Annotated in this window: 40 protein-coding genes and 1 tRNA gene; 14 read left to right on the top strand and 27 right to left on the bottom strand. The window is 61.4% G+C overall.

Annotated features, from left to right (window positions below; genetic code table 11):
• The first annotated feature begins 4 nt into the window (after positions 1 to 4).
• The 3 genes from rbsK (at position 5) to IMX18_RS14620 (ending at position 2466) form a co-directional block, all read left to right on the top strand.
• On the top strand, positions 5 to 913 hold the full coding sequence (gene rbsK / locus IMX18_RS14630; RefSeq protein WP_015269788.1) for a ribokinase: 909 nt from the start codon (positions 5 to 7) through the stop codon (positions 911 to 913).
• The gene (rbsD, locus tag IMX18_RS14625; RefSeq protein ID WP_100413114.1) at positions 910 to 1308 is read left to right on the top strand and encodes a D-ribose pyranase; all 399 of its coding nucleotides are present in this window, start codon (positions 910 to 912) and stop codon (positions 1306 to 1308) included. Before rbsK ends, rbsD begins: the two co-directional genes overlap by 4 nt.
• Positions 1309 to 1464: 156 nt before the next feature.
• The gene (locus IMX18_RS14620; protein ID WP_217190599.1) at positions 1465 to 2466 is read left to right on the top strand and encodes a nucleoside hydrolase; all 1002 of its coding nucleotides are present in this window, start codon (positions 1465 to 1467) and stop codon (positions 2464 to 2466) included.
• Here the strand turns inward: IMX18_RS14620 and IMX18_RS14615 are convergent.
• On the bottom strand, positions 2438 to 2650 hold the full coding sequence (locus IMX18_RS14615) for a hypothetical protein (RefSeq protein WP_003260960.1): 213 nt from the start codon (positions 2648 to 2650) through the stop codon (positions 2438 to 2440). The two genes, IMX18_RS14620 and IMX18_RS14615, sit on opposite strands and share 29 nt — an antisense overlap.
• A gap of 276 nt (positions 2651 to 2926) precedes the next feature.
• Between IMX18_RS14615 and IMX18_RS14610 the strand changes: the two genes are divergently transcribed.
• On the top strand, positions 2927 to 3247 hold the full coding sequence (locus IMX18_RS14610; RefSeq protein WP_023660761.1) for an I78 family peptidase inhibitor: 321 nt from the start codon (positions 2927 to 2929) through the stop codon (positions 3245 to 3247).
• A gap of 207 nt (positions 3248 to 3454) precedes the next feature.
• On the opposite strand, the gene IMX18_RS14605 is transcribed toward IMX18_RS14610, so the two are convergent.
• The gene (locus IMX18_RS14605) at positions 3455 to 3667 is read right to left on the bottom strand and encodes a cold-shock protein (protein WP_003250656.1); all 213 of its coding nucleotides are present in this window, start codon (positions 3665 to 3667) and stop codon (positions 3455 to 3457) included.
• Positions 3668 to 3829: 162 nt separating this feature from the next.
• Positions 3830 to 4135 (bottom strand): hypothetical protein, encoded by a 306-nt coding sequence (locus tag IMX18_RS14600; RefSeq protein WP_013972003.1) that lies wholly within the window; start codon positions 4133 to 4135, stop codon positions 3830 to 3832.
• A 338-nt stretch (positions 4136 to 4473) separates the two neighbouring features.
• On the opposite strand from IMX18_RS14600, the gene thrS reads away from it, so the two are divergent.
• From thrS to IMX18_RS14555, 9 genes are all read left to right on the top strand, one after another.
• Positions 4474 to 6396 carry a threonine--tRNA ligase gene (gene thrS, locus IMX18_RS14595; protein ID WP_054572421.1) on the top strand — a complete coding sequence of 641 codons (1923 nt, stop codon included), beginning with the start codon at positions 4474 to 4476 and terminating at the stop codon, positions 6394 to 6396.
• Entirely contained in the window at positions 6396 to 6947 is a 552-nt protein-coding gene (gene infC, locus IMX18_RS14590; RefSeq protein ID WP_013972005.1) for a translation initiation factor IF-3, read from the top strand. Before thrS ends, infC begins: the two co-directional genes overlap by 1 nt.
• A 61-nt stretch (positions 6948 to 7008) precedes the next feature.
• Positions 7009 to 7203 carry a 50S ribosomal protein L35 gene (rpmI, locus tag IMX18_RS14585; protein ID WP_003250667.1) on the top strand — a complete coding sequence of 65 codons (195 nt, stop codon included), beginning with the start codon at positions 7009 to 7011 and terminating at the stop codon, positions 7201 to 7203.
• Positions 7204 to 7230: 27 nt separating this feature from the next.
• A complete protein-coding gene (gene rplT / locus IMX18_RS14580; protein ID WP_003250671.1) occupies positions 7231 to 7587 on the top strand; it encodes a 50S ribosomal protein L20 in 357 nt (118 codons plus the stop codon).
• Between the two features lie 109 nt (positions 7588 to 7696).
• On the top strand, positions 7697 to 8713 hold the full coding sequence (pheS, locus tag IMX18_RS14575; RefSeq protein WP_013972006.1) for a phenylalanine--tRNA ligase subunit alpha: 1017 nt from the start codon (positions 7697 to 7699) through the stop codon (positions 8711 to 8713).
• A gap of 31 nt (positions 8714 to 8744) precedes the next feature.
• Complete coding sequence (pheT, locus tag IMX18_RS14570; protein ID WP_217190601.1) at positions 8745 to 11126, top strand: phenylalanine--tRNA ligase subunit beta; 2382 nt, start codon at positions 8745 to 8747, stop codon at positions 11124 to 11126.
• A gap of 4 nt (positions 11127 to 11130) precedes the next feature.
• On the top strand, positions 11131 to 11433 hold the full coding sequence (ihfA, locus tag IMX18_RS14565; RefSeq protein WP_003250679.1) for an integration host factor subunit alpha: 303 nt from the start codon (positions 11131 to 11133) through the stop codon (positions 11431 to 11433).
• Positions 11414 to 11770: a MerR family transcriptional regulator gene (locus IMX18_RS14560; RefSeq protein WP_003250681.1), complete on the top strand. Its 357-nt coding sequence runs from the start codon at positions 11414 to 11416 to the stop codon at positions 11768 to 11770. The genes ihfA and IMX18_RS14560 overlap by 20 nt, the downstream gene beginning before the upstream one ends.
• A 113-nt stretch (positions 11771 to 11883) precedes the next feature.
• Positions 11884 to 11960: transfer RNA gene (locus tag IMX18_RS14555), tRNA-Pro, on the top strand.
• 79 nt (positions 11961 to 12039) lie between these two features.
• On the opposite strand, the gene IMX18_RS14550 is transcribed toward IMX18_RS14555, so the two are convergent.
• From IMX18_RS14550 to IMX18_RS14495, 13 genes are all read right to left on the bottom strand, one after another.
• The gene (locus IMX18_RS14550; protein ID WP_225903943.1) at positions 12040 to 13203 is read right to left on the bottom strand and encodes a tyrosine-type recombinase/integrase; all 1164 of its coding nucleotides are present in this window, start codon (positions 13201 to 13203) and stop codon (positions 12040 to 12042) included.
• Entirely contained in the window at positions 13089 to 13493 is a 405-nt protein-coding gene (locus IMX18_RS28085; protein WP_225903899.1) for a helix-turn-helix transcriptional regulator, read from the bottom strand. Before IMX18_RS28085 ends, IMX18_RS14550 begins: the two co-directional genes overlap by 115 nt.
• A 19-nt stretch (positions 13494 to 13512) precedes the next feature.
• Positions 13513 to 13689, bottom strand: coding sequence for a hypothetical protein (locus tag IMX18_RS14545; protein WP_217190604.1), 177 nt, complete (start codon positions 13687 to 13689; stop codon positions 13513 to 13515).
• A 15-nt stretch (positions 13690 to 13704) separates the two neighbouring features.
• Entirely contained in the window at positions 13705 to 14442 is a 738-nt protein-coding gene (locus IMX18_RS14540) for a metallophosphoesterase (protein WP_217190607.1), read from the bottom strand.
• Positions 14443 to 14479: 37 nt separating this feature from the next.
• Positions 14480 to 14956 carry a hypothetical protein gene (locus tag IMX18_RS14535; protein ID WP_217190608.1) on the bottom strand — a complete coding sequence of 159 codons (477 nt, stop codon included), beginning with the start codon at positions 14954 to 14956 and terminating at the stop codon, positions 14480 to 14482.
• Positions 14957 to 15084: 128 nt separating this feature from the next.
• On the bottom strand, positions 15085 to 15258 hold the full coding sequence (locus IMX18_RS14530; protein ID WP_217190609.1) for a hypothetical protein: 174 nt from the start codon (positions 15256 to 15258) through the stop codon (positions 15085 to 15087).
• Positions 15259 to 15307: 49 nt separating this feature from the next.
• Positions 15308 to 15463, bottom strand: a complete 156-nt coding sequence (locus tag IMX18_RS14525) for a hypothetical protein (protein WP_217190610.1) — start codon at positions 15461 to 15463, stop codon at positions 15308 to 15310.
• A complete protein-coding gene (locus IMX18_RS14520) occupies positions 15460 to 15855 on the bottom strand; it encodes a DUF2591 domain-containing protein (protein ID WP_217190611.1) in 396 nt (131 codons plus the stop codon). The genes IMX18_RS14525 and IMX18_RS14520 overlap by 4 nt, the downstream gene beginning before the upstream one ends.
• A gap of 274 nt (positions 15856 to 16129) precedes the next feature.
• Positions 16130 to 16381, bottom strand: a complete 252-nt coding sequence (locus IMX18_RS14515) for a hypothetical protein (RefSeq protein ID WP_217190612.1) — start codon at positions 16379 to 16381, stop codon at positions 16130 to 16132.
• Positions 16378 to 16944, bottom strand: a complete 567-nt coding sequence (locus IMX18_RS14510; protein ID WP_217190614.1) for a hypothetical protein — start codon at positions 16942 to 16944, stop codon at positions 16378 to 16380. Before IMX18_RS14510 ends, IMX18_RS14515 begins: the two co-directional genes overlap by 4 nt.
• Before the next feature lie 83 nt (positions 16945 to 17027).
• Entirely contained in the window at positions 17028 to 17252 is a 225-nt protein-coding gene (locus tag IMX18_RS14505) for a hypothetical protein (RefSeq protein WP_217190616.1), read from the bottom strand.
• Positions 17249 to 18139, bottom strand: coding sequence for a hypothetical protein (locus IMX18_RS14500; protein ID WP_217190710.1), 891 nt, complete (start codon positions 18137 to 18139; stop codon positions 17249 to 17251). The genes IMX18_RS14505 and IMX18_RS14500 overlap by 4 nt, the downstream gene beginning before the upstream one ends.
• A gap of 13 nt (positions 18140 to 18152) precedes the next feature.
• A complete protein-coding gene (locus IMX18_RS14495; RefSeq protein ID WP_217190618.1) occupies positions 18153 to 19076 on the bottom strand; it encodes a DNA cytosine methyltransferase in 924 nt (307 codons plus the stop codon).
• A gap of 43 nt (positions 19077 to 19119) precedes the next feature.
• On the opposite strand from IMX18_RS14495, the gene IMX18_RS14490 reads away from it, so the two are divergent.
• Complete coding sequence (locus IMX18_RS14490; protein ID WP_217190619.1) at positions 19120 to 19908, top strand: hypothetical protein; 789 nt, start codon at positions 19120 to 19122, stop codon at positions 19906 to 19908.
• Positions 19909 to 19946: 38 nt separating this feature from the next.
• Here the strand turns inward: IMX18_RS14490 and IMX18_RS14485 are convergent, their stop codons facing one another.
• From IMX18_RS14485 to IMX18_RS14435, 11 genes are all read right to left on the bottom strand, one after another.
• Positions 19947 to 20330: a hypothetical protein gene (locus tag IMX18_RS14485; protein WP_217190621.1), complete on the bottom strand. Its 384-nt coding sequence runs from the start codon at positions 20328 to 20330 to the stop codon at positions 19947 to 19949.
• Between the two features lie 59 nt (positions 20331 to 20389).
• Positions 20390 to 20578: a hypothetical protein gene (locus IMX18_RS14480; protein ID WP_060489025.1), complete on the bottom strand. Its 189-nt coding sequence runs from the start codon at positions 20576 to 20578 to the stop codon at positions 20390 to 20392.
• A gap of 256 nt (positions 20579 to 20834) precedes the next feature.
• Positions 20835 to 21341 (bottom strand): hypothetical protein, encoded by a 507-nt coding sequence (locus IMX18_RS14475; RefSeq protein WP_100413186.1) that lies wholly within the window; start codon positions 21339 to 21341, stop codon positions 20835 to 20837.
• Positions 21338 to 22165 carry a hypothetical protein gene (locus IMX18_RS14470; protein ID WP_060489032.1) on the bottom strand — a complete coding sequence of 276 codons (828 nt, stop codon included), beginning with the start codon at positions 22163 to 22165 and terminating at the stop codon, positions 21338 to 21340. The genes IMX18_RS14475 and IMX18_RS14470 overlap by 4 nt, the downstream gene beginning before the upstream one ends.
• Positions 22162 to 22974 (bottom strand): PD-(D/E)XK nuclease-like domain-containing protein, encoded by an 813-nt coding sequence (locus IMX18_RS14465; protein ID WP_217190623.1) that lies wholly within the window; start codon positions 22972 to 22974, stop codon positions 22162 to 22164. The genes IMX18_RS14470 and IMX18_RS14465 overlap by 4 nt, the downstream gene beginning before the upstream one ends.
• A 186-nt stretch (positions 22975 to 23160) precedes the next feature.
• Positions 23161 to 23466, bottom strand: coding sequence for a hypothetical protein (locus IMX18_RS14460; RefSeq protein ID WP_217190625.1), 306 nt, complete (start codon positions 23464 to 23466; stop codon positions 23161 to 23163).
• Between the two features lie 122 nt (positions 23467 to 23588).
• The gene (locus tag IMX18_RS14455; RefSeq protein ID WP_196143455.1) at positions 23589 to 23855 is read right to left on the bottom strand and encodes a hypothetical protein; all 267 of its coding nucleotides are present in this window, start codon (positions 23853 to 23855) and stop codon (positions 23589 to 23591) included.
• Positions 23852 to 24067 (bottom strand): hypothetical protein, encoded by a 216-nt coding sequence (locus tag IMX18_RS14450; protein WP_217190627.1) that lies wholly within the window; start codon positions 24065 to 24067, stop codon positions 23852 to 23854. The genes IMX18_RS14455 and IMX18_RS14450 overlap by 4 nt, the downstream gene beginning before the upstream one ends.
• The gene (locus tag IMX18_RS14445) at positions 24064 to 24267 is read right to left on the bottom strand and encodes a hypothetical protein (RefSeq protein WP_060489037.1); all 204 of its coding nucleotides are present in this window, start codon (positions 24265 to 24267) and stop codon (positions 24064 to 24066) included. Before IMX18_RS14445 ends, IMX18_RS14450 begins: the two co-directional genes overlap by 4 nt.
• On the bottom strand, positions 24264 to 24683 hold the full coding sequence (locus IMX18_RS14440) for a hypothetical protein (RefSeq protein WP_217190630.1): 420 nt from the start codon (positions 24681 to 24683) through the stop codon (positions 24264 to 24266). The genes IMX18_RS14445 and IMX18_RS14440 overlap by 4 nt, the downstream gene beginning before the upstream one ends.
• Before the next feature lie 12 nt (positions 24684 to 24695).
• Positions 24696 to 24941 carry a hypothetical protein gene (locus IMX18_RS14435; RefSeq protein ID WP_061302615.1) on the bottom strand — a complete coding sequence of 82 codons (246 nt, stop codon included), beginning with the start codon at positions 24939 to 24941 and terminating at the stop codon, positions 24696 to 24698.
• Positions 24942 to 24944 lie beyond the last annotated feature (3 nt).

Raw genomic sequence — 24944 nt, 5'->3', positions numbered from 1 at the left:
TGTCATGAATGCCAAGGTTGTGGTAGTCGGTAGCCTCAACATGGACCTGGTGGCCCGCGCGCAGCGCCTGCCCCGGGCCGGCGAAACACTCCCCGGCGAAAGCTTTTTCACCGTGCCGGGCGGCAAGGGGGCCAACCAGGCAGTGGCCGTGGCGCGCCTGGGTGGCAGCGTGGCGATGATCGGCAACGTTGGCGACGATGACTATGGTCGACAACTGCACCGGGCCCTGTATGTGGAAGGCATCGACTGCCAGGGCGTCAGCACCTGCCAGGGCGTGTCCAGCGGGGTGGCGCTGATCACCGTGGATGCCGCCAGCCAGAACTGCATCGTCATCGTCCCCGGTGGCAACGGCCTGCTGACGCCGCAGTCGGTGCAGCGGTTCGATGCGCTGCTGCAGGCGGCCGAGGTGATCATCTGCCAGTTGGAAGTACCGGCCGACACCGTGGCCTGGACCTTGGCCCGGGGGCATGAACTGGGCAAGCGGGTGATCCTGAACCCGGCGCCGGCGACCGGCCCCTTGCCGGCGGACTGGTTCGCCCGCATCGACTACCTGACGCCCAACGAAAGCGAGGCCGAAGCCCTGACCGGCGTGGCGGTGACTGACCTGGACAGCGCCCGACGTGCCGGCGAATGCTTGCTGAAACTGGGCGCGGGCAAAGTGATCATCACCCTGGGCGCGCAAGGGGCTTTGCTGGTCACCCCTCGGGGCCACCAGCACTTCCCCGCGCCGGTGGTGCAGCCGCTGGACACCACGGCAGCCGGCGACACCTTCATCGGCGGCTTTGCCGCAGGCCTGGTGCGCGGCCTGGAGGAGGGCGAAGCCATCGCCTTCGGCCAGCGCGCCGCGGCCCTGTCGGTTACCCGCGCCGGTGCCCAGCCGTCGATTCCCTACCTGGCGGAGCTTGCGCCATGAAGAAAACCCCGCTGCTGAACGTTGCCCTGTCGCGGACCATCGCCGGCATGGGGCATGGCGACATCCTGGTGATCGGCGATGCCGGGCTGCCGGTGCCGCCGGGCGTCGAACTGATCGACCTGGCCGTCACGCCTGGCCTGCCGGATTTCGCCAGCGTGTTGCGGGTTGTGCTGAGCGAGTTGCAGGTAGCGCGCCACGTGCTGGCCGAAGAGATGCAGAAAGTGGTGCCGCCGGCGCTGGTCGAGATCGAGCGGCTGAAGGGCAAGCTGGGCAAGCGCGAATGGCTGAGCCATGAAGATTTCAAGGCATTGTCACGCAGTGCCCGTGCGGTAGTGCGCACCGGCGAGTGCCAGCCCTACAGCAACATCGCGCTGATTTCCGGCGTGACTTTCTGAAGGCGGGGGCTGCGCCCCCGAATCGCCGGCAAGCCAGCTTCCACAGGTACTGCACAATGCTTGAGGCCGATGCAGTACCTGTGGGAGCTGGCTTGCCGGCGATTGGGCCGCAAAGCGGCCCCAGAAACCACCACCCAGGCAACAGGAGTGCCACCCATGCTCAAACCCCTGCTACAAGGAATCGCCCTCATGGCCGCAGCCACCACCCTCCAGGCCGCCCCCATCGACCTGATCATCGACACCGACCCCGGCGCCGACGACGTGGTCGCGCTGTTCCTGGCCATGGCCTCGCCCGACGAACTGAACATCCGCGCCATCACCACTGTGGCCGGCAACGTGCGCCTGGACAAGACCTCGCGCAACGCCCGCCTGGCCCGCGAATGGGCCGGCCGCGAAGACATCCCCGTGTACGCCGGCGCCGCCCGCCCGCTGGTTCGCAAGCCGATCTACGCCGCCGAGGTGCACGGCGAAGAAGGCCTCACCGGCATCCAGGTTCACGAACCGAAAGCGCCGCTGGCCCAGGGCAATGCCGTGCAATACCTGGTCGACACCCTGGGCGCCGCCAAGCCCCACAGCATCACCATCGCCATGCTCGGCCCGCAAACCAACCTGGCCCTGGCGCTGATCCAGCGCCCGGACATCGCCAAAGGCATCAAGCAAGTGGTGGTCATGGGCGGTGCCCATTTCAACGGTGGCAACATCACCCCGGCGGCGGAGTTCAACCTCTATGCCGACCCGCATGCCGCCGAAGTGGTGCTGGCCAGCGGCGTGCCGCTGACCTACCTGCCGCTGGACGTCACCCACAAGCTGCTGACCAGCGACGCCCGCCTCAAGCAACTGGCGGCGGTGAACAACCAGGCCAGCAAGCGGGTGGTGGATATCCTCAACGCCTACATTACCCACGACATGGACCTGTACGGCATGCCCGGCGGCCCGGTGCACGACGCCAGCGTCATCGCCTACCTGCTCAAGCCCGAACTGTTCAGCGGCCGGCGTATCCACATGACCATCGACAGCCGCGAAGGCCCCAGCTTCGGCCAGACCCTTGCCGACTGGTATGGCGTGCTCAAGCAGCCAGCCAACGTGATGTGGGTGGACGAGGGCGATGCCCAGGGCCTGTTCGACCTGCTCAGCGCCCGTTTGGCGCGATTGGAATAGCCGTGTGCGGCGCGTAGCGCTCGAACACCTGGTCGAAGAAGCTGCGTGCCGCCTCGGCGCCGCGATCGCGCACCAGCAGGTCGATGGCAATCAGCAGCAACTCCTCCGGCGTGCCAGGGCTGTAGGCGCTCTGGCCTTCGGCCCATTTGACCTTGATATCGGCTTCGATGCTGTGGCTGCTCATGAAAGGCTCTCGCTTGGGGCCCGGGACGAAGGGGCGAACACCTGACCCTGGTGTTCGATGGAGGCGGGGTGCGCTCCACTTCTTGCACTAAATCATGACTTTGCGTCAGTGACCTTGCGGCTTAAGCATATGGCAAACGCAGCGGCTTGTGCAAAATCCGGTCACGATTGCGTTTTCGCCTCGGCTGGCGAGTTCAGGCAGACTTGACCGGTTTTGCAACAAAAGATCAGCGGAACTGTCGGATCAGACAGTTCCCGGACCGATTTAGGAGGCTTCATGTTCCGTACCCGTGCTTACCTGGCAACCCTGGCGGTGGCTGCTGTCCTGGCTGGTTGCAGCACTGGTGGCAATTCTGCTGGTGGCGCTGCGCCAGCCACGCCGGCAGGCAACGATGGCCGCTGCGAAGCCAGCGGCGCCGATTTCGCCATTGGCAAGCTTGCCAGCGCCGAGCTGCTGGAGCAGGCGCGCAAGGCCAGTGGCTCGCAGATGGCCCGCATTCTCAAGCCGCACGACGTGGTTACCCTCGAGTACCGTTCCGAGCGCTTGAACCTGAATGTGGACGAGCAGGGCAAGGTGGTTCGCGTCAACTGCGGCTGACACGCGGTCCTTGTAGGAGCGGCCTTGCGTCGCGAAAGGGCCGCAAAGCGGCCCCGGCCATTGATGCTGCGAAGCTGAAACCCAGGGGCCGCTTCGCGCCCCGTCGCGACACAAGGCCGCTCCTACAAAAAAAGCGAGCGCGTGCAGCCTGGTAAACGCCCATAAAAAAACCCGCCACAAGGGCGGGTTTTTTTACAGCTATCCGAATTACTCCGGACGAACCTGTGCAGCCTGCATGCCCTTCTGGCCGCGCTCGGCGACGAAGGAAACAGTCTGGCCTTCTTTCAGGCTCTTGAAGCCGTCAGATTCGATGGCCTTGAAGTGAACGAACAGGTCGTCGCCGCCGCCTGCTGGGGTGATGAAGCCGTAGCCTTTCTCATCATTGAACCATTTGACGGTGCCTTGTTGGCGATTGGACATGGGTGAATCTCCAGAACATTTAGTTTTTTCAGTGGTGCAATGCGGCCGAGGCTACGGAGCACGGAACACATCATAGTCTAATTCTGCGCATCTAGCGCCTTTTACCTTCGCAGGATGTTGATCCAGCTCAAAGAATGGCTGGTCTGCTCTGGCTTTAAGGTTTCAGCTCTTCGGTGCACAGGCCTGTTTCACGACCATCTGGGCCTTCTGCATCAGCTTGGCGTCCACGCCATCGTTGCTGTCGAGGTCGGCAATTTCCGCGTCGGTGAAATTCTTTTTGATGGTTTGCGCGCCACAGTCGCAGTGCTTTTTCGCGGTCGCAGCGTCAACGCCTTGGCCTTGAGCCACTTGCGTGCACTGGGTCATGTAGGCGGCTTCCTTCCCGGCCGGGAAGTTGCCGGCGTTCGCAGCCATGGGCAGCAGCAGGGCCCCAGCGGCCGCCAGTGCCAGAAGAGACGGAACTCGCATAACCAGTTACTCCTTGGGTTAAGGTCTCATCAAGAGTAGGTTGCTTCCCAAGGTCTGATAGGAATTTTTCCGCGTTAGTTCACCGCTGCGGCGTAATTTCCAAATATTTCTGCCTGGCGTGCAACCCGCGTGCTAGCATGCCCGGCTTGCAGCTGACAACTTGCAGCTTGCAGCTATCTTTTTTCTTTCCAGTCACTCTGGTTCGTCCCTGGCAAGCCGAAAGGCTTCTGCCACTGTGAGGCAGGCTTCCCGTTGCGGGAAGGCAGGTCGGATCTTGTACTGGCTCATCCCAACCCACGTGACCTTTGGTAGGGGTCACCACTAGGAGAGGAGGCGCCATGCCCGTTATTACTCTTCCCGATGGCAGTCAACGTTCGTTCGATCATCCCGTATCCGTAGCCGAAGTCGCCGCTTCCATCGGCGCCGGCCTGGCCAAGGCCACCGTGGCCGGCAAGGTCGACGGCAAACTGGTCGATGCCTGCGACCTGATCAGCAACGACGCCACCCTGCAGATCATCACCCCTAAAGATGAAGAGGGACTGGAGATCATCCGTCACTCGTGCGCCCACCTGGTCGGCCACGCGGTGAAACAGCTGTACCCGACCGCCAAGATGGTGATCGGCCCGGTCATCGACGAAGGCTTCTACTACGACATCGCCTACGAGCGCCCCTTCACCCCTGAAGACATGGCCGCCATCGAAAAGCGCATGATGGAGCTGATCGACAAGGACTACGACGTCATCAAGAAGGTGACCCCGCGCGCCGAAGTCATCGACGTGTTCAAGGCCCGTGGCGAAGACTACAAGCTGCGCCTGGTCGAAGACATGCCGGACGAGCAGGCCATGGGCCTGTACTACCATGAAGAATACGTCGACATGTGCCGCGGCCCGCACGTGCCGAATACCCGCTTCCTCAAGGCATTCAAGCTGACCAAGCTGTCCGGCGCCTATTGGCGCGGCGATGCCAAGAACGAACAGCTGCAACGCGTGTACGGCACCGCTTGGGCCGACAAGAAGCAGCTGGCTGCGTACATCCAGCGCATCGAAGAAGCCGAAAAGCGCGACCACCGCAAGATCGGCAAGCAGCTCGACCTGTTCCACCTGCAGGAAGAAGCCCCGGGCATGGTGTTCTGGCACGCCAACGGCTGGACCGTGTACCAGGTACTCGAGCAGTACATGCGCCAGGTCCAGCGCGTCAACGGCTACCAGGAAATCAAGACCCCGCAGGTTGTCGACCGCATTCTCTGGGAACGTTCCGGCCACTGGTCCAACTACGCCGAGAACATGTTCACCACTTCTTCGGAAAGCCGTGACTACGCGGTCAAGCCGATGAACTGCCCGTGCCACGTGCAGGTGTTCAACCAGGGCCTGAAGAGCTACCGCGACCTGCCGCTGCGCCTGGCCGAGTTCGGTGCCTGCCACCGTAACGAGCCGTCCGGCGCCCTGCACGGCATCATGCGCGTGCGTGGCTTCGTGCAGGACGACGCGCACATCTTCTGCACCGAAGAACAGGTGAAGAAAGAAGCCGCCGACTTCATCAAGCTGACCCTGGACGTGTACAAGGACTTCGGCTTCACCGACATCGCCATGAAGCTGTCGACCCGCCCGGCCAAGCGCGTGGGTTCCGAAGAGCTGTGGGACCGTGCCGAAGGCGCACTGGCCGACGCCTTGAACGAATCGGGCCTGGAGTGGGAATACCAGCCGGGCGAGGGCGCCTTCTATGGCCCGAAGATCGAGTTCACCCTGCGCGACTGCCTCGGCCGTAACTGGCAGTGCGGTACCCTGCAGTACGACCCGAACCTGCCAGAACGCCTGGATGCCAGCTATATCGCCGAAGATAACAGCCGAGTTCGCCCGGTCATGCTGCACCGCGCCATCCTCGGTTCGTTCGAGCGCTTCATCGGCATGCTGATCGAGCACTACGCCGGCGTGTTCCCGGCCTGGCTGGCCCCAACCCAGGCCGTGATCATGAACATCACCGACAAGCAGGCCGATTTCGCCCTCGAGGTGGAAAATACCCTGAACGGTAGCGGTTTCCGTGCCAAGTCGGACTTGAGAAATGAGAAGATCGGCTTTAAAATCCGCGAGCATACTTTGCTCAAGGTCCCGTACCTTTTGGTTATAGGGGATCGCGAAGTCGAAACGCAGACCGTCGCCGTACGCACCCGTGAAGGCAAAGACCTCGGCTCCATGCCGGTGGCTGAATTCACGCAGCTGCTCAACAGCGCTGTTGCCCAGCGCGGTCGCCTAGAATCGGAGTAATGACTATTAAGCGTGAAATGAGAAACGATAAACGAACTGCACCGAAAGCCCCGATCAACGAGAATATCTCGGCACGCGAGGTTCGGTTAATTGGCGCTGACGGCGAGCAGATTGGCATCGTCTCGATTGATGAAGCGCTTCGTATCGCTGATGAAGCGAAGCTGGATCTGGTGGAAATCTCTGCAGACGCGCAACCGCCCGTCTGCAAGGTGATGGACTACGGCAAGCACCTCTTCGAGAAGAAGAAGCAGGCCAACGAAGCCAAGAAAAACCAGAAGCAGATCCAGATCAAAGAAATCAAGTTTCGTCCAGGGACGGAAGAAGGGGATTACCAGGTAAAACTACGCAACCTGGTACGTTTCCTTACCGATGGGGACAAGGCCAAGATCTCTCTGAGATTCCGTGGTCGTGAGATGGCCCACCAGGAGCTGGGCATGGAGCTGTTGAAGCGGGTCGAAGCCGACCTCGCCGAATACGGCTCTGTTGAGCAGCATCCGAAGATGGAAGGACGCCAGCTTATGATGGTCATCGCCCCCAAAAAGAAGAAGTAATCTCCCGGGCACGGCAGGCCTGATGATTATTGTGTAATTTTATCGAATGCGGAGTTCCAACATGCCAAAAATGAAAACCAAGAGCGGTGCTGCGAAGCGCTTCCTGAAGACCGCTTCCGGCTTCAAGCACAAGCACGCTTTCAAGAGCCACATCCTGACCAAAATGTCGACCAAGCGTAAGCGTCAACTGCGCGGTGCCAGCCTGCTGCACCCGTCTGACGTGGCAAAAGTCGAGCGCATGCTGCGCGTACGTTAATTCTGGTTTAGATAGAGGAAGTTACTCATGGCTCGTGTTAAGCGTGGCGTCATCGCTCGTAAGCGTCACAAGAAAATTCTGAAACTGGCTAAAGGCTACTACGGTGCACGCTCGCGCGTATTCCGCGTTGCCAAGCAGGCTGTCATCAAGGCAGGTCAATATGCCTACCGTGACCGTCGTCAGAAGAAGCGTCAGTTCCGCGCACTGTGGATCGCTCGTATCAACGCCGGTGCCCGCACCAACGGTCTGTCCTACAGCCGTCTGATTGCTGGCCTGAAAAAGGCTTCGATCGAAATCGACCGTAAGGTTCTGGCCGATCTGGCAGTGAACGAAAAAGCGGCGTTTGCTGCGATTGTCGAGAAAGCTAAAGCCGTTCTGGCTTAAGTACCCGCGACAATCACCCGGCGGCGCTAGCGCCGTCGGGCATTGAACGTCATCGATAGGGGAAGAGCCTTCAAAGCTCTTCCCCTATTTTCGTATCTGGAGTCTGTACATGGAAAACCTGGATGCGTTGGTCTCCCAAGCCCTAGAGGCCGTGGAGCGCGCTGAAGACATCAATACCCTGGAACAGATCCGGGTGAATTATCTCGGCAAGAAAGGCGAGCTGACCCAGGTGATGAAGACCCTGGGCAACCTGCCAGCCGAAGAGCGGCCGAAAGTCGGCGCGCTGATCAACGACGCCAAAGAGCGCGTCACCGTTGTGCTCAATGCCCGCAAGGCCGCCTTCGAAGAAGCCGAGCTCAGCGCTCGCCTGGCTGCCGAATGCATTGACGTCACCCTGCCAGGCCGCGGCCAGGCAACCGGTGGCCTGCACCCGATCACCCGTACACTCGAGCGCATCGAGCAGTTCTTCACCCACATCGGCTACGGCATTGCCGAAGGGCCAGAGGTGGAAGACGACTACCACAACTTCGAAGCGCTCAACATCCCAGGCCACCACCCGGCCCGGGCGATGCACGACACCTTCTACTTCAATGCCAACATGCTGCTGCGCACCCACACCTCGCCGGTGCAGGTGCGGACCATGGAGTCCACCCAGCCGCCAATCCGCATTGTCTGCCCGGGCCGCGTATACCGCTGCGACTCGGATATCACCCACTCGCCGATGTTCCACCAGGTCGAAGGCCTGCTGATCGATCGCGATATCAACTTCGCCGACCTCAAGGGCACCATCGAAGAGTTCCTGCGCGTGTTCTTCGAAAAAGAACTGGCGGTACGTTTCCGCCCATCGTTCTTCCCCTTCACCGAGCCGTCCGCCGAAGTCGACATCCAGTGCGTGATGTGTTCCGGCAAAGGCTGCCGCGTGTGCAAGCAGACCGGCTGGCTGGAAGTGATGGGCTGCGGCATGGTGCACCCGAACGTGCTGCGCATGTCCGGCATCGACCCTGAAGAGTTCCAGGGCTTCGCCTTCGGCATGGGCGCCGAGCGCCTGGCCATGCTGCGCTACGGCGTCAACGATTTGCGTCTGTTCTTCGATAACGACCTGCGGTTCCTTGCCCAATTCCGCTAGGCCCAATCGACGCACATTCTAGGAGAACAGCATGAAATTCAGTGAACAGTGGCTGCGCGGTTGGGTAAACCCGCAAGTCTCCCGTGACGAACTGGTCGCCCGCCTGTCCATGGCCGGCCTCGAAGTCGACAGCGTTACCCCCGCTGCCGGCCAGTTCAGCGGCATCGTCGTGGGCGAAATCCTCGCCACCGAACAACACCCGGACGCCGACAAGCTGCGCGTGTGCCAGGTAAGCAACGGCCAGGAAACCTTCCAGGTCGTGTGCGGCGCCCCTAACGCCCGCCCAGGCATCAAGATCCCGTTCGCCATGATCGGCGCCGAACTGCCAGGCGACTTCAAGATCAAGAAGGCCAAGCTGCGCGGCGTCGAGTCCTTCGGCATGCTGTGCTCGGCTGCCGAGCTGCAAATCAGCGAAGAGAACGACGGCCTGCTGGAACTGGCTGCCGACGCCCCGGTAGGCGAAGACATTCGCCAGTACCTGAGCCTGGACGACGCCAGCATCGAAATCGGCCTCACCCCCAACCGCGGCGACTGCCTGTCCATCGCAGGCCTCGCCCGCGACGTCAGCGCCCTGTACGACACCCCGGTCACCCGCCCGGTAGTGCCAGCCGTACCGGCTGCCCACGACGAAGTGCGCCCGGTCGAAGTCAGCGCCCCGGCCGCCTGCCCACGCTACCTGGGCCGCGTCATCCGCAACGTCGACCTGAGCAAGCCGACCCCGCTGTGGATGGTCGAACGCCTGCGCCGCAGCGACGTGCGCAGCATCGACGCCGCCGTCGACATCACCAACTACGTGATGCTCGAACTCGGCCAGCCGATGCATGCCTTCGACCTGGCAGAAATCAACGGCGGCATCCGCGTACGCATGGCCGAAGAGGGCGAGAAGCTCGTCCTGCTCGACGGCCAGGAAGTTGCCCTGCGCGCCGACACCCTGGTAATCGCCGACCACACCCGCGCCCTGGCCATCGCCGGCGTCATGGGTGGCGAGCACAGCGGTGTGAACACCGAAAAAACCCGCGACCTGTTCCTCGAAAGCGCCTTCTTCGAGCCGATCTCCGTCGCCGGTAAAGCCCGTTCCTACGGTCTGCACACCGACGCCTCGCACCGCTACGAGCGCGGCGTAGACTCGCAGCTGGCCCGCGAAGCCATGGAGCGCGCCACCCAGCTGCTGCTGGACATCGTTGGCGGCGAAGCCGGCCCGGTCGTCGAAGCCGTCAGCGAACAGCACCTGCCGCAAGTGGCCCCGGTCACCCTGCGCGCCGAACGCATCACCCAGATGCTCGGCATGGAAATGGACCCAGCCCAGGTCGAGCAGCTGCTCAACGCCTTGGAGCTGACCACCACCAAGAGCGGGGAAGGGCAGTGGACCGTCAATGTCCCAAGCCACCGCTTCGACATCAGCCTGGAAGTGGACCTGATCGAAGAGCTGGCCCGCCTGTACGGCTACAACAACCTGCCGGTTCGCTACCCGCAAGCCCGCCTGGCCCCCCAGGGCAAGCCGGAAACCCGCGGTGACCTGCCGACCCTGCGCCGCCTGCTGGTTGCCCGCGGCTACCAGGAAGCCATCACCTACAGCTTCATCGACCCGAAACTGTTCGAACTGTTCAGCCCGGGCGTAGAGCCGCTGCTGCTGGCCAACCCCATCTCCAGCGACATGGCCGCCATGCGCGCGTCCCTGTGGCCGGGCCTGGTCAAGGCGCTGCAGCACAACCTGAACCGCCAGCAAGACCGCGTGCGCCTGTTCGAAAGCGGCCTGCGCTTCGTCGGCCAGCTCGGCGACCTGAAGCAGCAGCCGATGATCGCCGGCGTTGTCACCGGCAGCCGCCTGCCAGAAGGCTGGGCCAACGGCCGCGACGGCGTCGACTTCTTCGACGTGAAGGCCGACGTGGAAGCCCTGCTGGGCTACTCCGGCGCCCTGAGCGACTTCACCTTCAGCGCCGGCAAGCACCCAGCCCTGCACCCAGGCCAGACCGCCGCCATCGAGCGTGACGGCAAGCTGGTCGGCTACCTCGGCGCCATCCACCCAGAGCTGGCAAAAGCCCTGGACCTGGACCGCCCGGTGTTCCTGTTCGAGCTGGTGCTGGGCGATGTGGTCGAAGGCCGCCTGCCGAAATTCAGCGAGCTGTCCAAGTTCCCGGAAACCCGCCGCGACTTGGCTTTGATCGCAGGACGTGATGTAGCTTCTAGCTCGGTGCTTGAAGTAATTCGTGACAATGCAGGCGAATGGCTCACAGACCTCAGGCTGTTTGATGTCTACCAAGGTAAAGGCATTGATCCTGATAGAAAAAGCCTTGCCGTCGGCTTGACCTGGCAGCATCCATCGCGCACTCTTAACGACGATGAGGTGAACACTACCCTGCAAAACATCCTCACCTCGCTCGAACAAAGGTTGAACACCACGTTAAGGAAATAACGGCATGGGTGCTCTGACGAAAGCTGAGATGGCCGAAAGGCTGTACGAGGAGCTGGGGCTTAACAAGCGTGAGGCCAAGGAGCTGGTCGAGCTGTTTTTTGAAGAAATTCGGCACGCACTTGAAGAGAACGAGCAGGTCAAGCTGTCCGGTTTCGGCAACTTCGACCTTCGCGACAAACGCCAGCGGCCGGGCCGCAACCCCAAGACAGGGGAAGAAATCCCGATTACTGCACGGCGCGTCGTCACCTTTCGTCCAGGGCAGAAGTTGAAGGCCCGGGTTGAGGCCTATGCTGGAACCAAGCCATAACGACGAACTGCCCCCCATACCGGGCAAAAGGTACTTCACCATTGGTGAGGTGAGTGAGCTTTGTGCGGTAAAACCGCACGTGCTGCGGTATTGGGAGCAGGAGTTCGATCAGCTCAATCCCGTGAAGCGGCGGGGGAACCGGCGGTATTATCAGCGGCAGGATGTGCTGATGATTCGCCAGATTCGTGCGCTGCTTTATGACCAGGGGTTCACCATTGGCGGGGCTCGGTTGAGGCTTTCCAGTGATGAGGCCAAGGATGAGTCGAGCCAGTACAAGCAGCTGATTCGGCAGATGATAGTCGAGTTGGAGGATGTGTTGGTGGTGTTGAAGAAGTGATCTGGGTTGCTGGTGAGTGAAATTTTTTTGAGAAAAAGCTTTCATTTATCAGGAGGTTAGGGTACATTCTTCAACGTTCTCGGTAGGATTGAGAACTTGCTTCAAAGCCCAGTCGGGGCGTAGCGCAGCCCGGTAGCGCACTTGCATGGGGTGCAAGGGGTCGAGTGTTCGAATCACTCCGTCCCGACCATATACTTCAATGACTTAGGCCATTTCCGAAAGGAGTGGCCTTTTTCATGTGCGTGACTTTTGCGTGACTTCTCAGGTTTTTACGCCTGCCTCCTCTTCAAAATCGTCAGCACCGGCCCACGCGAGTCCGTCGCTGAAACTTTGTTTGCCGCCTCTATCAACTGTCCAAGCTCCGCGCCAGAATAGTGGCTGGTCACGCTGCCGTTCTTGTGGCCAAGAAGCGACTTCCGATCTTCCTCTGTTACACCAGCTGCTTTCAGGCGCCTGCCGAAAGTGTGCTTCAAGTCGTGAACCCTGATCGAAGCGAACCCAGGGTGCGCCGGCCGCAAGTGTTGCTCCTGCCAGAGCTTTGCCGCGCGCACCCTCGCTTTCTTCCAGGCCGAGTCGTTCATCCTGTGCATCCCGGTGCCGTTGTAGGGAAACACCCATTCCCGGCTAATCCCGCGCTGACCGTCGATGATCGACTTTGCCACGCTGTTCAGCACCACCAGGCGCTCGTCTCGGTTCTTCACGCCTGAGTTCTCGTGCCGGCCGCCGAAATCGGCAGGTATCAGGAACACACTGGTACCCAGTTCGGGCACCGAGATCTCCCAGTCCCACCTCAGTTTGCAGACCTCCTGCTCGCGGCAGCCCGTGTTCACCTTGAACAGGGCCATCTTATGCAGGTGCTCCGGCAACTCCCCAAAGAGAATCGACTGCTCGTCCCATGACATCGGGTAGGGCTTTCGACTTGCTCTCTTTTCCTCCAGCTTGGCAAGCAGCGGAATGCTGTCGAGCCAGGGCCTGCGCTCTTCATCCCGCCATTTCCGGCAAGCCAGCGACAGAACGCGAATCACCCGCTCGATCGCGATGTTCACCGTCCGGTTGCTGACCGCCTTCCTCACTTTCCCATTCGGCAAATCTTCGTCCGTCTGCCGGTCCCGAATGAACGGGGCCAGCGCCTGGTCGTCGATGTGCGTCAGCGGCAGGTCGCCCAGGTATGGATCAAGTTGCTGGAAGCACAGGGCAGTCAGCTTGATTGACGGCTGATCCTTGTGCTCGAGCAGGTACCTGGTAGCCGCCTCCCGGAACGTCCGAACCTGCCGAACACCATACACTTTGCGCTGGCGGATCTGCTCGAGTCGGTGGATCAGGTACTTTTCCGCTTCCGCCCGGTCACAAGTTCCAGTGCTTTCGTAAAGTCTCTCGCCGTTGATCCTCTTGTCGATGTGCCAGATGCCGTTCCTTTGGGAAAGGCCTGTGATTGTCTTTCGCGCCATCCCTTATCTCCTGATGGGCGCTCGCTGCCGGGTGATTGTCGTCCCTGAGCGCCTTCTTTCGCAATTGCCATGGCCTGGATGTAGTCGTTCACCCAGGCGTCCAGTTCTTCCCGGTCAAAGCCGATGCCGCGCTCACCGATGGGGAACTCGCTCACATGCGGCCTGACGGTCTTGTTGAATTCTGATCGGCACATGCCGAGGTAGTGGGGTGCATCGCCAGCGCGGATGATGCGCGGCTGAATGCGAGCGGCCGGTGCCGCGCTGGCGTTTGCCATGTGGTTCTCCTTCGGCAAATCAGGCCGTGAAGTGGTATCCGACCTTCGCCGCCCGGGCGGCTTCCTCGGTTCGGAACATGAGCTGGGTTTTGCTGGTGCTGCCCCAGCTGTTGTACTCGACATCAACCCACCAGGCGCCGAACTTTCGGTACGGCTCGCCGAGGATCTTCGTGACGTAGCAGTCGATCAGGTTCATGGATGGTCTCCTGGCTCAGTCCCAGCTGAGCTTCGCCGGTGTGGGCGGAATGGTCTCAAGGCTGACCAGGTCGAGCAGAGTGAAGTACCCGCCGTCCTGCGGCCGCCAGCCCATAGTGTCGATGTGGATGACGTTGCCGAGCGCCGCCGGCTTGTGTAGCGGGGTGTGTCCGACCACCAGCGCCCGCAGGCCGTGCACTCCTTCGGTCTCGCCAAGCTCAATGCGGCTGCGCGACCACATGCAGGTGTTCTGCGTCAGCCGGAGCTGCTTGGCGGTCTCGGGCGCTTCCAGTGCGGCCCGCAGATGATCCCAAGACGGGAATGGGCAGTCGGCGTGCACGACCCCGACCAGGCCGCCGGGCGTTTCCACCTCGATGGCGATCGGCAATTCGCGGAACTGGGCAGCGAACTCGCGCTGCTCATCCCAGGCCAGGCCGGCAAACCAGGCGCCGCCGTTGTAGACCCAGTTGTCCACGTCGCAGGTATCGAACCGGCAGACGTAGTCATCGTGGTTGCCGCGCACTGGGTGGAACCAGGGCTTGGCCAGCCAGCCGAGCACGTCGCGGCACTCTGGCCCGCGGTCGACCAGATCGCCAACGCTGAAGAGCCGGTCAGTTGCCGGATCGAAGCCGGCGGCGTCCAGGGCGGCTTGGAGTCGGGCGAAGTGGCCATGGATGTCACCGACCGCGAAATCGCGGCCAGCAGTGTTCCTGGCGAAGCGCTTGATCCGCACCACCTTGATGTGTTCGAGCATTGATTTCTCCACGCCGCCGGTGGCGGCAGGTTGGTGGTCAGCCGCGGTGCAGCCTGATCATTTCGCGGGCATGCTCGAGGGATGCCAGGTGTTCTTCCTCGGCACCGATTTGTCCATTGGCATCAGGCGTGGTCACGGCAACCAGGTGCTCAAGAGCGGCCACAAGCTCATCGCGCTGCTTGCCCTCGGCGCGGCCGATATCCCAGAACTCTTTGCCCCAATGGCCTTCCGGCGGCGGGTTGCTGTTCTGCTTGCCGAACGCCATGGCGCCGATAATGGCGTCACAGAGCAGCCGCTTGTAGATGTTCTCGCCATCCAGACCCAGGCCACCGCGTCGGCGCAGAGTGCTGACGACCTCGTCAACGTTCAGGCCGCTATCCTTGAGCACAATGTCGAGGTCTGGCTTGTTCGGGGTGTAGATGACCAGGGCGAGCTTGGCTTCTGGCCAGAGGTCGGCCGCGATGCGCTCCAGGCAGTCATTGGCGGTTTGATGAAATTGCTGAGTTGCGGACATAGGGAATCCTCGCCCGCGCATGTCGGCGGGCTTGAGTAGTAGTTGGGTGTGACCATTTCGTCGGCTTCGACAATATGGTTCCGCCTGGCTGGCGGGTTTGAGTAGTTGGGGGAGGGGTTAGGCTGGAATCAGCCGCAGCGGACGCGCGGCGAGTGGAGCGTCTGCGGACGAGCTGGGCGGACAGCCTCGAAGTAGAGGTTCCACATGTCGTCCCAGGCTTCCTTCATGGTGGCGCCCTGGCCGGTGCAGCCCATACGGCGGCACCACCAGGAGCCGTTCCAGTAGGTCATGCGTGCTTTCATGGTCTCGGTCCTTTGTAGATCAGGTAGGCCATGTACATCAGGGGCAGGATCATGATTTTCGCTCCAAGATGCACCAGACGAGCGCTGCAAAGGCGCAGGCAATACCCAGTAGGTAGCCAAGAGCCTCCGGGCCATTCGAGCCGACGCCATTGGCCGCGATGAAGAACAGTAGCGACAGGATCAGGCAGAACTGGTAGTTGGTCATTGGCACAGTTCCTTCGGCACCTGGACGGTATCGCCGAGCTTGGCGGAGACGATGGCGCGGCACGCGGCGATCGGGGCGCTGTCACCGGCTTGGCAAAACTCGCCCTTGTCGGTGATGACCCAGCCAGCCCAGACATCGTCGGTGCTCTGGGGGCAATGCAGGCTGACCATGTGCTTCTCAATCATCGGCCCGCCCAGCGTCCAGTCTTCCCACGGGTTGTAGCGCTTGGTGTGCGCGATGGCCTCGCCCTGGAACCGTGCGAACACCCGCCAGGGCACGCCGTTGTATCCGGGCGGCTCCAAGTACACGTCCAGCCCTTCGGCCTTTCCTACTGCCCAGCCCAAGGACTCGCCGACCAGGTTGGATACCCTCACTTCGATCAGGTCGGTCATGGCTGCACCTGCGCCGGGTAGGGCGGTTGGGTTGAGATGGACAACGAGCCGACCAGCGGAAGCCGCGCCCAGGCGCCAAAGTGGCCATGGCCAACGAAGTACTTGGTACCTGCCGCCATGGATGGCCCGAAGGCCGGAAGGCACAGCGCTTTCTTTGGCTTACGCCACCAGATCGCCCACCGCCAGTAGCCGCACTTCAGCTCCCAGCTCAAGATCACAGCTTGGTCTTTCGCGCCGTAGCACCACTTCAGTCCGATAAAGAGCCTTCCAATTTTCACAGTTGATACCTCTCATCAATCCAGCGCCCAGGCGCCAGAGCGGGTGTAGGTTCGGGTTGGGTTTCGTGCGGGGAGAGCTGGCGCTCGTTGCCGGCCTGCAGCTGGCTGTCGGGGATGCAGCTGATCCCGACCCCATTGAGCAGGTAGCAGGTGACGCCGCGCTGGCTGTCGTGCTGTACGTCGATGATGTTCTCGGTTGCGCTGGCGCCGGTGGCCAGCAGCAGGAGGCAGAGGGCTAGGCGGGTCATGGCTGCACCGCCGGGCTGTCCTTGTCGAGTTGGCAGCCGTTGGTACAACCACCGCAGGCGCCACATTCCTTGGATTGCTGCTGAATGCCAGGCGCCGTGAACTCAATCAGCGTCGTGCTTCCTTCCTCCGGGTATTCATCGGTCGCGATGTGTAGCCCGTGGACTTTGTTCCCATCGTCGTCCAGCACGTAGCCGACCCACAGCCGGCCATCGGTGTACTGCCCGAACTGGCCACCTTCTTCCTGGTCGGTGTCGCCGCAGTGGAAATTGATGACGCCGATGACATCCTTGCTGAGCAACATGCTTTGCGGCACCAAAGCGAAGCCGTCCGGCACACGGGGCTGCTGCAGAATCTGGCGCAAGTTGCGCACCTCTTGGATCATGGCCAGAACCACGGCTGGGTCAGCCAGGACCAGATAACGCTCATCGGTTCCCAGCAGGTCGGCGTCTTCGACCATTCCCTTCCAGCCGTGGGAGCGGATCACATCCTCGGTAGCGGCCTTGGCTGCGGCATGTAGGGCGTCCAGATCGATGGGGTCGAGAGCAGTTTTTTCTAGAGGCACGGTCGTTCCTTGGCCGCCATATCGCGGCAGTGAATAGAGGGGAGAGGGGTTACAGCGGGGGTACAGATGTACTCTTGCGAGGCCTAGGCCTGGGCGCGCATGAATGCTGCCATGTCGCCCATCTGCTCAACGATGAAGCGCTCTTCGTCTGCTGCGGCTGCGATGATCCTGTTCTTGCGTTTCTGGCAGAGCAGGCAATCGACTTTAGACCAGTCGCCTGACAACTCAGGGGATTCGCCCAGCCAGGTACCGCATGGGGCCTGTTCGATATCTTCCAGGTCAGTGAATGGTGCGAAGTGCGTTTTCACGACTTCGCTCCTGGCTGTGCGGTGCGCTGGAACATGTTGACGTCATGCGCTCGCGGCAGAACCCCCGGCGCGCTCGGCTCTGCACTGGCGGATAGGGCCGCTTTCACCCTCTGCTGCAACCTGAACTCCATAGCGGCTGGCGGCGCGTCCGCCAGTTCGCGCAGCAGCGCATCCCGCTCGGCCAGCTTTTCCCCGACCTCATGCAGATCGTCGTGCAACTGGGTGAATGCGGCTTCGACCTTGCTGGACACCGGGCCGGTGCCGGCGTGTTCCGCCCATTCGCGCTCGGCAATCATCGCGGCCATGGCTTCGCACTCCGCCAGCTGGGCGCGCAGGGCGTCGCGCTCTTGCTCGACGCTGGCGCATAGGCTCGCAACCTCATGCAGTCTCGCTTCGCATCGCTCAAGATCGCCAGGGTCGGCGTGGGTGTAGAGGGGGACGGTGTAGCCGTTGATTGCCGAGGCAGGGGCGCCGCCGAACTTGACGTTGTGCTGCTTGACCTCATTCGAGATCGTCGCGTGCATTTGAGGTGAGCGCGGGTCCATCCATGCTACCGGCTCGCCCTGGTGCTGCTCGGCAGGCGCTGCGCCGGTCATCGCCCCCAGGCCGACAATCGGCAGCCCAGTCTCCGCCGCATCCCTCTCTGCCTCTTCTTTGGTCCACCAGAAGGCAGTACCAACCATCCAGGCTATAGGCTCGGGGTGGGGCTGCGGCTCTGCATGCGTTTCGCGGTAGCCCGCCAGGAACAGCAGGTAGTCGCTGTGGGTGCGCTGGTCTTCGAATCCGGTGCTGTCCTTGCGCAGTTCCGCCTCTCCCAGGCCGAGCGGGTTGAGCCTGATGAAAACATCGCGTGGGTCGGTGTTGCTGGATCGGTTTTCTGTGGGCATGGGTAGCTCCGGCCTATGCGGCTTTCAAAAGGGCTTCAATTACTCGCTGGCCTGCCAGTGGCGGTACCGCATTGCCGGCCATGTGCATGGTCAGCCTGTGGTTGTCCGGCCGCAGGGTGTCAGCCGGGAACGACATCGCGGCCAAGGCCTCGCTGGCGCTCAGCATCCGCATGCGGTCGCCGTCGACCAAGGCCCAGCGGTCCAGGGTAGTGATGGTGCCGATCGGCCGGTTGATGTCTCGGCCGGTGGTGCCGGAGCCTTTGCCGTAGTAGGGCATGATGAAGCGATCGCCGAAGCGCTGTCGGCCGTTGCGCACCCGGTCGAGCGTGGCCTGGGCCCGGCCTGGTTTCTCGATCTGTGACCAGCGGCCGGCGTCGAAGTCGAGGAAGCTGCTTGCCGGCACATGCCGCTCTTGCGGTAACTGCAGCATCAGCGGGGCCTTGCTGCGCGTCAGGACCATGAACAGGCGCACCCGGTGCTGCGGCACGCCAAGGTCGGCGCAGTCCACGATGTGCGGGGCAGCCTGATACCCCAGCGCCTGCACTGCTTCCAGCCAGGCCGGGTAGAGAACCCAGTCGGTGAACTCGGGCACGTTCTCTACCACCGCCGCCTGTGGCCGGTGAAACTCAAGGGCCGATACCGGCGCCCATGCCGTTGAGCGCGAAGCATCATGCTCAGGGTTACCCGACTTCTTGCCGCGGGCCTTTGCGTGCCCTTGGCAGCAGGGTGAGGCGAGCAGGATGTCGTGCGACGGCACCTGCTCCCAGCGTGCCTGGTGCAGGTCCTGGCAAACGTGCTGTGTGTTGGGGTGGTTGGCGCTGTGCCACTTCACGGCCTCAGGCCAGTGGTTTGCCGCCCAGAGGACCTGGACGCCTGCGGCGCGCGCGCCTGTGCTCCATCCGCCGAGGCCGGCGAACAGGTCGATTGCAGATACCATTGTTCCTCCATAGAATCCGCTCATTTCAAAATGGATGGCGGACGTGCGAAAAATCAAGGGACTTCCTCAATGGCTGTTAGCTTTGGTCGCAACCGCAATAACCATTGCCTGCCTTTTGCTTTCAGCTTTCGTCGTTAAGTTCGGGCTGAATCCATCGGACTCGCAAGAGACTTGGGGGCAGTTTGGGGATTTTTTAGGTGGTATTCTCAATCCACTGTTCTCGATTATTGGTTTGTTGGCACTTCTACATACAATTGTTCTTCAGGTTAAGGAGCTGAAACGCTCTACTAAAGAGCTGAAAGCATCTGCTAAAGCTTTAAAAAAGCAAAATAAACACAATGCAAAGCAGCAGTTCAGTAGTGCATTTTTTCAGCTCATTGCCTTGAATCGTACTCAAGCGAATTTGGCTACGTACGGCTACGGGAAAAAGCATGTTGGAGAGGAAGCGTTTCATGTTGCAATGCTTGACTTCATACACGGCTGGGATCTAAATAATTCTGAGGGCCCGCAGTACCTTGATAAGTACATTTCTTGGTATCAAAATGGTGGTAATAAGTTTGACGGATATTGCCATTCTGTAGCTAATATGATTGCTTTTGTTGTTGATGCGAATGTTCCAAAGTCTTTGAAGCAGTTTGCCTTTGGCACCATTTCTTCTAATCTTTCAGATTCTGAGCTCTCGGTTTTCCTTCTGTTTGCAACATTTTCCCCTCATCACAGCTGGGTGCGAGAGACTTTAATAGAAGAAAAATTCTTCGATACTTGTCAGATGGACTATCTCAACCCAATAGGTTTGTGGAATTTAATTGGCGACTTCTGCTTCATCGATTGACTCCTAATCAATAGGCGCTGGCGGGCAGCGCCGGAGGGTCAGGCCCGACGAACCTTGAAGCCGAACATGCATTCGATGTCGTGGTATTCGCACCGCTCGTAGGCCTTGTACTTGGCCTGCGACGGCGTGCTGGCGAACACATGGACGATTGTTCGATTGGTTATGTCCCACCAGTCCCAGCCAGCGACGAGCACCTGGTAGCTCTTCAGCGGCAGCTTCTCGGCCATCTCGCCGTACTGCATTTCCCACGTGGGGTGGTAGTTGCGGATGCGCTTCTTCGGGTCTTCGTCGAGGATCACGCCGATGTAGTGGCCGCGGTCGGCCATGATCACGCCTGGCTCGCCATTGGCGATCACGCGGCGCCCGATCTCGGCCGGCACGTCGTAATGGCGGCGGACGTAGTCGCAGTTGTAGTTGCTCATGGCTTTCTCCATGCATGCGCCGCCCTCCTTTCTGGTGGCGGCATGGTGGCAATAGGTGGTTACTTCAGGATGGCTTTTGCGCAGGCCTGGATCTCAATCCAAAGCGCTGATGATGGCCGAGCTTCGTACTTGATCAGGGCCTTGGCTATCTGCTCGGCCAGTTGCTCTTTGCTACCGGTGGGAGTCGGCGGCGATTGATGGGCTACCTGGATAGTCAGGTCTAGTTGGCCTGGAAGGTCGATTCGCATCGCTGGTTCCTTCGCGCAAACCGCTGGGCGGTAGGTTGAACTGCTCACGCCGCCTGTGCAGCTGCAGCGATCGGGTAATTCTTCGGTTCATCAGATAGCTCCATGTCGCAATCGTGCCAGCCTCCCAGCCACCAGGCGCTGTCTACGGTCATTTCGGGGTAGGGCTGGGATGCGCGGCACCGGCCCGCGGCCCGGGCGGTCCGGCCCTGGTAGTAGGGGAGCGGGAAGACCTTCTTGTGCTTTCGCGGTCGCATCGCTACCTCCTGCGCTTTTTGAGCGGGAAGTCGATGCCGAACTTCTTGATGATCCGACTCATCGTCGTGTGGCCGATCTCGAGCTTCAGAGTTGCGCTATTGCGCGATAGGCCTGCATCCCTGAGTGCCCGGATTCGATCGGCCAGCTTGGCGTCACGGGCCTCGACGTCTGGCTTTTCGATGTGTTTGCCGCGGTTGCCCGAGACAAACGCGAAGCCGTGGCGCTTGGCCATATCCCATAGCGAGGACTGGGATACTTTGAGTTCCTGGGCCGCTTCTCGGCAGGTCATGGTCTCGGCCATCTTCGCCACCATGTCGGCGCGGGCCTGAGCCTTTTCCTGACGGGTACCGTGCTGCACTGGGGGCGGCCCTCGGCGCTTTTTAGGTGCGGGCTCAGGGTGCTTGCGCTGGGGAAGCGGCCGGTAGGTGAAACCCTCCAGCACAACCAGCTGGCCGCCAGACGCGAAGAAGGCCGCTTTTGCGGCCTCCAGGTCGATTGATGGGTTCACCCTTCACTCCTTTGCGCCTCGGTGAGGGCGGCGTTGAGGTCTGCGGTTTGGCTTTCGGCCGGTTTGATCGAGAAGAAGTCGCCAACAGCAGCCTGACCATTCTTGATGCTGTTGAACACGCCGCGCAGAGAGGCGATTTCCTCGGGCAGGATCTCGTCCAGGCTCTTGTTGAGGTAGGCGCGCAGATGTTTCTCGGTAACGCCTTGCTGGGCGAATGCGTCGACCAGGGCGCGGACACGGTCAGCAAGTGGCAAACTGGTGTCGCCAGCCAGCGTCTTCCGGCACTGGAAGACGGCTGCTTCGACCAGATCGGGCGGCAGGATAGCCAGCAGTCGTGCACGTAGGCGGCGACCGCCCATGTTCGCGGTGATCTCGTAGATGTCGCGCTCTTCAGTCAGGGCCTGGCCGCCGCCGCGCTTGTCACGGATGTGGCGAACAGTGAATTTCTGCGACGAGTAAGTGTTCGTCTCCAGGTCCCAGGCATAGGCCTCCATCTCACTGTTGCCTTGCTGGCGGCTCAGCTCGCGGATGCCGTACTCGATGTTGCCCCAGCACCTGGCCAGCTCTTCGGCAAGGCGGATAGAAGGGCCAGATACGGTTTGTCCGCCCCGCGGGTAGGCGTACTCGCCGGAAGCTGCCAGGCTTGGCCGGCTGCACGAGTTCATGATCTTGCTGTAGGCCAGGGCTTCATCACGCGGGAATCGCTTGGCCAGCAGGAGCTTGCCCTGGGCTTCGGTGACGGCCCGGCTCTGTTCGATGTTCACCGTGCCGTGGTTGACGTGCTCCGCCATGCCACGTGGGGCGAATGGGTTTACCTCTGTCATAGCTTGTCCTTCGCCCAGTAGGGCAGCGTGAGGGTTTCTATGGCCGGCCACTCGTTGTGTCGAAGGCAGTCGGCGTAGACTTCGATGTTGCGGTGATATTCGGTTCGGCCTGCGGCCTTGGCCTCGAAGTCCATGGTGAATAGGCGAACCGGGTATTTGCCGCATTCGATGCTGGTGCTCACGACCAGGAACACGAATGCGGCAGGCGCCTCACCAAAGTGCGCTGCGTACCCGTCGCTGTAGAAGCTGTCCTGAACGTGATAGCGGTAGTCGTAGAATGACCGGGCGAACTTGCTCATGTCAGCCGTGGTCTTGAGGTCCAGAATCCAGCCAAGGCGCTCGATGGTCTTATCCGGCCTGCAGCGGCACAGCACACCTTCGCGTTCATCGTTCCAGTAGATGCTGGCCTCGGCGTCACCCTGTGTTTCGAGCAGGAACCGGGCATGCGGGTGAGCCATGACGCTTTCGCGAATCAGGGCGATCTTCCTGCCGTCCTCTGCCGACAGAACGATCTGGCCAGTGAGCGTTGACTCGAACTCTTCCCACTTCTCTTTGCCGGCCTTGGTGTTGCGTGGTGCATCGGCTGGGCCGACTGCGTACTCAGCGGCGTACCGATCCGGCTCAAGCAGCAAGGCGTGCACTGCATCGCCAAGGTCCAGCGCCTTCTTTTTTTCTGGATCTTCCGGCGCCGCCTTGCTCCACTGGAACAAGGCTGGAGCCTTGGCGATTAGGTCAAGCTGCGATTTGGACACGCCTTCGCCGCCGTGATAGGCCTCATTGCTGAGGTCGCGGTAGTAGCCAGGTTGCATAGGAAAACCTCGCGCCAGGCCGGCGCCGTCAGTTGGAATAGGGAATGCCAGGTCACCCAGGCACGGAGGTACGCTCCAGGCCCTGGCTGCGGTGGATGGTTGCGCGCTCTCGCCGCTTACGCTCCCGAAGGGGTACGGTTATCCCGAAGGGCCGCCGTGCTCGGCTACGTGATTCGGGTCAGGGGGTCATTCGCCGCTGGTGTAGTCGCTGATCCATTCCTGAATTCGCTCGATGCCGATGGCATTCAGGGCTTCGTAGAAATCGCCATTGGCTTCAACCCATGCAGAGAAATGCTGTTCGCCCATGGCATTGAGCAGATTGATTGGGCCGGCGGTTTCTACGATGTCAGACGGCTCAACATCGTGCAGGCGATCTGAAACTGGGATGTCCTCGACAACGGCTGTCAAATCCGCCTCAACCGTCACCAGCATCGTGTCGCCGCAATAAGCTTGAAGTTGAACGTCGTGCGCTCGGAAAGTGATGCTGCTCATTCGATTTCCTCAGGAGGTGATAGAGCCGGCCCAGGCGCTCGCAAGCATCCAGGCGGTGCAGATGAGTAGGGTGGTGAAGCTGCCGCGCCAGAATGCCCAGCGACGTGCTTGCTGGCGGGTAGTCATGGCTTGACGCCCAGCAGCTTCAACAGATTGAAAACGCCGCGACCCGGTCTGCCGCCGCCGCGCGGGATGTACTTGCCGGTGCCAGGCCAGAAGTCGGCGACCTTGCCTTCATGCGAAACGATCAGGTGCGCGCCCATGTTCTTGGTTTCGAACTGGACGCCACGCTCGGCGAGGATCTCGGCGCTGCCTTGGCGGTTCTTGGCCCGCCGCTCAGCGCTTTCAGCCTGCCAGCCGATTTCGGTGGTGCGCTCGATATCCCTCATGTCCGCACCTCATAGGCCAGCGTGCACATACCGCAGAGGTAAGCCCGGCCAGACCAGGCCGCCGGGTTCTCGATGTGAGCCAGGCGCGCCTGGTTCATGGCGTCCTCCATGGTCAGGCCCTTGAACACCAGCAGGATTCGATCGTCTGGCACGGCCTGGGCAGCCTCGGCCACCTGGTCGTCGATGATCGACAGGAAGATCGGCGTAGTCATGCAGCCTCCTTGCGCCGAACGGCAATACGCCGAATGCGCTCGCAGTAGTGTTTGAACTCCTCGGCGTCGATGACGAGGATGGAGAAGTAGGCGACGACCATCGTCTCGGCCTTCGCATCCTCCACCGGGCCAGAGCCCGGCAGAAGCATCGTCTCGATTGCGGCCTCGATGGCGCGAACCGCCACGCTGTGAGGATTCATTCCGCGCCCTCGGCCTGGGCCGCCACTGCTTCCTTGGCGAAGGGCGTGAGCAGCTGGCGGGCGATCTCTTCCAGCGCCGACTCAGGCTTGGCCACGCTCAAGATCTCGTCGGCTGCTGCCGCGGCATCGCTGGTGACCTTGCAGCGCGCGGCCAGGACCAGCCGGCCAAGCACCGAATTGCTGATGCCAGACAGCCCAAGCTGGCCCATCACGAACTCATCAACAGCCTGGGCGAAGCGCTCATAGGTGACGCCACGCTGGCGGAGGTTGCTCTGGAACACGAAGTCGCGGCGCGCCATCAGCTCGGCAATGCCGTCGTCGATCCAGCGCGCCTCAGCTTCCTCAGCCGCGCTCTCGCTCACCGCCGGCGGCAACTGGTTGTCGTACTGCCATTGTGCTGCTCGAAGTGCGCCCATGGTCGCCTCCAGTTACGGTTGGGATGCTCGATAGCGCCGCATGAGGCCTTGCGTCAGGCGCTTCATGATTCGCGGGTATCGGTCGGGGTGGTGAAGCCGGCATGGCAGTTCATAGCGGCCAATGTCGTCTTCGCAGTAGTCGCAATCGCAGTGCTTCTTGAGCATCGCCCGTGCCTCAGCAGCACAAGCAGCGCGCAGCGTGAACCAGCGACGACCGCCGCCACGGAAGACGGCAGCAGTCTCGACTGTGACGGCCATGAT

The sequence above is a fragment of the Pseudomonas shirazica genome (genome assembly GCF_015168335.1).
GTDB lineage: Bacteria > Pseudomonadota > Gammaproteobacteria > Pseudomonadales > Pseudomonadaceae > Aquipseudomonas > Aquipseudomonas asiatica.
The sequence above is the reverse complement of the archived record's forward strand: the minus strand, read 5'-3'. Positions and strand labels throughout refer to the sequence as shown.

Coding starts and splice junctions, on each gene's coding strand:
- ihfA (WP_003250679.1), top strand. CDS start 11,131: ATGGGTGCTCTGACGAAAGCTGAGATGGCCGAAAGGCTGTACGAGGAG.
- rplT (WP_003250671.1), top strand. CDS start 7,231: ATGGCTCGTGTTAAGCGTGGCGTCATCGCTCGTAAGCGTCACAAGAAA.
- IMX18_RS14615 (WP_003260960.1), bottom strand. CDS start 2,650: ATGAGCAGCCACAGCATCGAAGCCGATATCAAGGTCAAATGGGCCGAA.
- IMX18_RS14435 (WP_061302615.1), bottom strand. CDS start 24,941: ATGGCCGTCACAGTCGAGACTGCTGCCGTCTTCCGTGGCGGCGGTCGT.
- IMX18_RS14540 (WP_217190607.1), bottom strand. CDS start 14,442: ATGCTCGAACACATCAAGGTGGTGCGGATCAAGCGCTTCGCCAGGAAC.
- infC (WP_013972005.1), top strand. CDS start 6,396: ATGACTATTAAGCGTGAAATGAGAAACGATAAACGAACTGCACCGAAA.
- IMX18_RS14515 (WP_217190612.1), bottom strand. CDS start 16,381: ATGACCCGCCTAGCCCTCTGCCTCCTGCTGCTGGCCACCGGCGCCAGC.
- IMX18_RS14525 (WP_217190610.1), bottom strand. CDS start 15,463: ATGACCAACTACCAGTTCTGCCTGATCCTGTCGCTACTGTTCTTCATC.
- IMX18_RS14470 (WP_060489032.1), bottom strand. CDS start 22,165: ATGACAGAGGTAAACCCATTCGCCCCACGTGGCATGGCGGAGCACGTC.
- pheT (WP_217190601.1), top strand. CDS start 8,745: ATGAAATTCAGTGAACAGTGGCTGCGCGGTTGGGTAAACCCGCAAGTC.
- IMX18_RS14445 (WP_060489037.1), bottom strand. CDS start 24,267: ATGAATCCTCACAGCGTGGCGGTTCGCGCCATCGAGGCCGCAATCGAG.
- rpmI (WP_003250667.1), top strand. CDS start 7,009: ATGCCAAAAATGAAAACCAAGAGCGGTGCTGCGAAGCGCTTCCTGAAG.
- rbsD (WP_100413114.1), top strand. CDS start 910: ATGAAGAAAACCCCGCTGCTGAACGTTGCCCTGTCGCGGACCATCGCC.
- IMX18_RS14620 (WP_217190599.1), top strand. CDS start 1,465: ATGCTCAAACCCCTGCTACAAGGAATCGCCCTCATGGCCGCAGCCACC.
- IMX18_RS14610 (WP_023660761.1), top strand. CDS start 2,927: ATGTTCCGTACCCGTGCTTACCTGGCAACCCTGGCGGTGGCTGCTGTC.
- IMX18_RS14485 (WP_217190621.1), bottom strand. CDS start 20,330: ATGAGCAACTACAACTGCGACTACGTCCGCCGCCATTACGACGTGCCG.
- thrS (WP_054572421.1), top strand. CDS start 4,474: ATGCCCGTTATTACTCTTCCCGATGGCAGTCAACGTTCGTTCGATCAT.
- IMX18_RS14545 (WP_217190604.1), bottom strand. CDS start 13,689: ATGAACCTGATCGACTGCTACGTCACGAAGATCCTCGGCGAGCCGTAC.
- IMX18_RS14465 (WP_217190623.1), bottom strand. CDS start 22,974: ATGCAACCTGGCTACTACCGCGACCTCAGCAATGAGGCCTATCACGGC.
- IMX18_RS14460 (WP_217190625.1), bottom strand. CDS start 23,466: ATGAGCAGCATCACTTTCCGAGCGCACGACGTTCAACTTCAAGCTTAT.
- IMX18_RS14520 (WP_217190611.1), bottom strand. CDS start 15,855: ATGACCGACCTGATCGAAGTGAGGGTATCCAACCTGGTCGGCGAGTCC.
- IMX18_RS14480 (WP_060489025.1), bottom strand. CDS start 20,578: ATGCGAATCGACCTTCCAGGCCAACTAGACCTGACTATCCAGGTAGCC.
- IMX18_RS14500 (WP_217190710.1), bottom strand. CDS start 18,139: ATGCCCACAGAAAACCGATCCAGCAACACCGACCCACGCGATGTTTTC.
- rbsK (WP_015269788.1), top strand. CDS start 5: ATGAATGCCAAGGTTGTGGTAGTCGGTAGCCTCAACATGGACCTGGTG.
- IMX18_RS14560 (WP_003250681.1), top strand. CDS start 11,414: ATGCTGGAACCAAGCCATAACGACGAACTGCCCCCCATACCGGGCAAA.
- IMX18_RS14535 (WP_217190608.1), bottom strand. CDS start 14,956: ATGTCCGCAACTCAGCAATTTCATCAAACCGCCAATGACTGCCTGGAG.
- IMX18_RS14530 (WP_217190609.1), bottom strand. CDS start 15,258: ATGAAAGCACGCATGACCTACTGGAACGGCTCCTGGTGGTGCCGCCGT.
- IMX18_RS14495 (WP_217190618.1), bottom strand. CDS start 19,076: ATGGTATCTGCAATCGACCTGTTCGCCGGCCTCGGCGGATGGAGCACA.
- IMX18_RS14450 (WP_217190627.1), bottom strand. CDS start 24,067: ATGACTACGCCGATCTTCCTGTCGATCATCGACGACCAGGTGGCCGAG.
- IMX18_RS28085 (WP_225903899.1), bottom strand. CDS start 13,493: ATGGCAAACGCCAGCGCGGCACCGGCCGCTCGCATTCAGCCGCGCATC.
- IMX18_RS14455 (WP_196143455.1), bottom strand. CDS start 23,855: ATGAGGGATATCGAGCGCACCACCGAAATCGGCTGGCAGGCTGAAAGC.
- IMX18_RS14600 (WP_013972003.1), bottom strand. CDS start 4,135: ATGCGAGTTCCGTCTCTTCTGGCACTGGCGGCCGCTGGGGCCCTGCTG.
- IMX18_RS14605 (WP_003250656.1), bottom strand. CDS start 3,667: ATGTCCAATCGCCAACAAGGCACCGTCAAATGGTTCAATGATGAGAAA.
- IMX18_RS14440 (WP_217190630.1), bottom strand. CDS start 24,683: ATGGGCGCACTTCGAGCAGCACAATGGCAGTACGACAACCAGTTGCCG.
- pheS (WP_013972006.1), top strand. CDS start 7,697: ATGGAAAACCTGGATGCGTTGGTCTCCCAAGCCCTAGAGGCCGTGGAG.